The organism is Wolbachia endosymbiont of Mansonella perstans, assembly GCF_020278605.1.
GTDB lineage: Bacteria > Pseudomonadota > Alphaproteobacteria > Rickettsiales > Anaplasmataceae > Wolbachia.
This window is the reverse complement of sequence record NZ_JACZHU010000109.1, coordinates 1-2,713: the sequence shown is the minus strand read 5'-3', so window position 1 is coordinate 2,713 and position 2,713 is coordinate 1. Positions and strand designations below refer to the sequence as shown.

At 35.7% G+C, this 2,713-nt stretch carries 4 protein-coding genes and 1 tRNA gene; 1 reads left to right on the top strand and 4 read right to left on the bottom strand.

Annotated features, from left to right (window positions below; all coding sequences use genetic code 11):
- Positions 1–378: 378 nt before the first annotated feature.
- The 4 genes from IHO13_RS05075 to IHO13_RS05060 all read right to left on the bottom strand — a co-directional run bounded on the left by IHO13_RS05075 (position 379) and on the right by IHO13_RS05060 (position 2,389).
- Positions 379–567, bottom strand: coding sequence for a hypothetical protein (locus tag IHO13_RS05075; protein ID WP_225538567.1), 189 nt, complete (start codon positions 565–567; stop codon positions 379–381).
- A 287-nt stretch (positions 568–854) separates the two neighbouring features.
- Positions 855–1,448 (bottom strand): pyridoxamine 5'-phosphate oxidase, encoded by a 594-nt coding sequence (gene pdxH, locus IHO13_RS05070; protein WP_225538566.1) that lies wholly within the window; start codon positions 1,446–1,448, stop codon positions 855–857.
- Between the two features lie 16 nt (positions 1,449–1,464).
- Entirely contained in the window at positions 1,465–2,280 is an 816-nt protein-coding gene (mutM, locus tag IHO13_RS05065) for a bifunctional DNA-formamidopyrimidine glycosylase/DNA-(apurinic or apyrimidinic site) lyase (RefSeq protein WP_225538565.1), read from the bottom strand.
- The gene (locus IHO13_RS05060) at positions 2,246–2,389 is read right to left on the bottom strand and encodes a hypothetical protein (RefSeq protein WP_225538564.1); all 144 of its coding nucleotides are present in this window, start codon (positions 2,387–2,389) and stop codon (positions 2,246–2,248) included. Before IHO13_RS05060 ends, mutM begins: the two co-directional genes overlap by 35 nt.
- A 20-nt stretch (positions 2,390–2,409) precedes the next feature.
- Between IHO13_RS05060 and IHO13_RS05055 the strand changes: the two genes are divergently transcribed.
- Positions 2,410–2,482: transfer RNA gene (locus tag IHO13_RS05055), tRNA-Thr, on the top strand.
- Positions 2,483–2,713: the final 231 nt, after the last annotated feature.

Here is a 2,713-nt window from a genome sequence, read left to right as displayed (position 1 = left end):
CTTGATGTTTAATATGGTAGATCCTAGTATCAAGTACTGGAATGACAAAAAAAGGAGGCACTGGGATAACATCATAGGGGTTGGGGGTGATTGTAAGTCAAGGTCCTTATTCCGTTCCTTCGCCAAGGCCACTCCATAAAGAAATTACTTTGCTTACTCAATTAACCTAATTATAATAGCAATAGAGAGGTTTAAAACTCTACAGAAAACGTTACTATTTACTAATTAGGGGTGGTTATACGAAGGGAGAGGCTAAAGAATTTTCTATACTATCAGGCAGCATGGGCTATAATAGGAGCACTTATGGGTTTGGGATTAAGCTTTACAGCTTTATTACCTGTGGTAATAGGTGAGGTTGTTGCCGCTGTTCCTGCAATATTATTTGTATATAGTATATACAAATAGTACGAGAGAAAGAACATTTTCCAAAGAAGATCTTTTCACACATGCTTGGTTGTGCACTACAAGCACCGCAATTGGAGTTGGTCTTGCTGCAGCTGTTATTTTTCCTTGTGCAATGCTTGGAGCAGGATCTGCAGTTTTAATAGACGCAGTGATAGTAGCCATAGCGCCAATGCAAAGCTTTTTGCAACAGCGTATATTATTGAGCCAATAGCTGAAAAAGTGAATGAATATATTCTATCACCTATGATTGAAAAAGTGATAGAATGCTCTTCTTCACGAAAGCAGAAAGTAAACTAACCAGGTAAGGTTTTGCTTTCTGTTATTCCAGTGTGCAGCACATAGTTGCACGGACATTTTTTTTCAAAGACAGTATGTTATAGCAAGTTTTGCCTTATTTTCCAGTGAAGATCACTATCAAATAACAATGTTCATGCAGTTATGTTGCATGGTTAAGGATACAGCTGCTCTATTTTCCAGTTGCCTTCTTCAACAAGGATGTATCTAAATCTAGTGTGTCTTCTATGTTCACCTTCTTGCCAAAATTCAATTACTTTTGGAATTACGCAGAATCCCATCCAAAAATCAGGGCGAAGAACTTGTTTGTTATAAAGTTCTTTTTCCTTTAGTTCGATAGCTTGCTTAAAATCTTGCCAATTTTTCAGAACGCTCGATTGTTTTGAGCACCATGCACTAATTTGACTATCGCGTGCTCGAGAGAAGAAATATTCGTCAGCTTTTTCACCGTATAGGAGCTTTACATCTCCTTCAACTCGCACTTGCCTAGAAAACTCTATCCAGTAAAATACTAATGCAGCTTTGGGGTTCTCGGTCAATTCTTTTCCTTTTCTACTATTTATATTAGTGAAGAATACGAAGCCTTCTTTGCTATATTCCTTTAGCAATACCATTCTTGCAGATGGAATACAGTCTTTGCTACAAGTTGCCAGCGTCATTGCAGTTGGCTCTTTGCATGGAGAATTGAGCACTGCTTTGTACCACTTTGAAAACAAATCAAACGGGTCTTTTTTAGGTGAAAATGTCATACCAAAGAATAGAATCTTAATTCTGACATACATTGCAAAAATAAGTGCTACGGCCATTTTGTCGTATAAGTGTTATGGTGTTATTACAAATTTTGCAAGGTTTTTGAACTTGACCATATACGTAAAAACTGTTTTGAAAGTATCCGACAGATCCAGATGGCTGCGCATAATCTCTCAGCGTTGAACCACCTGCAGCAATTGCATCATTTAGAGTATTTTTTATTTCAGTGGCAATTTTTTCGCACTCTCTGTATGTTAAATCTTGTGCTGATCTAAGCGGTGATATGCGGGCTCTAAACAAGCTCTCAGAAGCATATATGTTACCTACACCAACTATTAATTTATTGTTCATTAATACTGATTTGATATTTGCTTTCTTGTCTTTCAGTAGCTTCTTCAAATAGCCTCCATTGAATTCATCCGTTAAGGGCTCTATTCCAAAGTCATTAAAAAAATTTACTTCTTGTGCTTTGCTTAAAACGACAACCAACCCAAACCTTCTTGGATCATTAAAGATCATTGAAGCATTGTCGGAAAACAAAAATATCACGTGATCATGTTTATTCTGCATTTGATTATCTTCAGCATATATAAGCTTTCCGCTCATGCCAAGATGTATGATAACGGCTATATCATTGTCTGTATTCCAGATTATGTATCTACCTCTACGCTTGATATTGTTTATAGTTTTACCTTTTAACGCATCATCGATATTTTTTGTTATCGGTACACGTAAATTCCAATTATTAACTGTAACACTGCTTATTTGCTTGTCTTTTACTTTATCAAACAAAAAGTTAGATATTACTTCCACTTCCGGTAGTTCTGGCATTTTTTCTACCCTGTTGTTGCTTTTTTCTTTTTAGAATATTTTGCTTTAAAGCTTTTGCTAATCTTTTTCTCTCTTTTTCCTTTTCCTTATTCTTTTTTGTGTTATTCATTATCATTATATATAAATCTTGCCGTTATAGCTCAGATGGTAGAGTACGTCATTGGTAATGACGAGGTCCCAAGTTCGAGTCTTGGTAACGGCATATTGATTGTACTTATAACATTGCACACTTTATAAAGAAAACGTAACCGTTTACTGGTTTTTACTTAATTCTTTAATCTTACTAATAGAAAGAGCAGTAAATTTGACAGTAGTATCACAACATCAACATTATTGGCCGGCATTGCCCTTGCACTTCAATTTTTCCTCCTTCTATACCTTTCTTTATACCTTCTTCAAGTTTGTATTCAAAAATAGCTTCCTCTTTGTATAG

Coding starts and splice junctions, on each gene's coding strand:
- pdxH (WP_225538566.1), bottom strand. CDS start 1,448: ATGACATTTTCACCTAAAAAAGACCCGTTTGATTTGTTTTCAAAGTGG.
- IHO13_RS05075 (WP_225538567.1), bottom strand. CDS start 567: ATGGCTACTATCACTGCGTCTATTAAAACTGCAGATCCTGCTCCAAGC.
- mutM (WP_225538565.1), bottom strand. CDS start 2,280: ATGCCAGAACTACCGGAAGTGGAAGTAATATCTAACTTTTTGTTTGAT.
- IHO13_RS05060 (WP_225538564.1), bottom strand. CDS start 2,389: ATGAATAACACAAAAAAGAATAAGGAAAAGGAAAAAGAGAGAAAAAGA.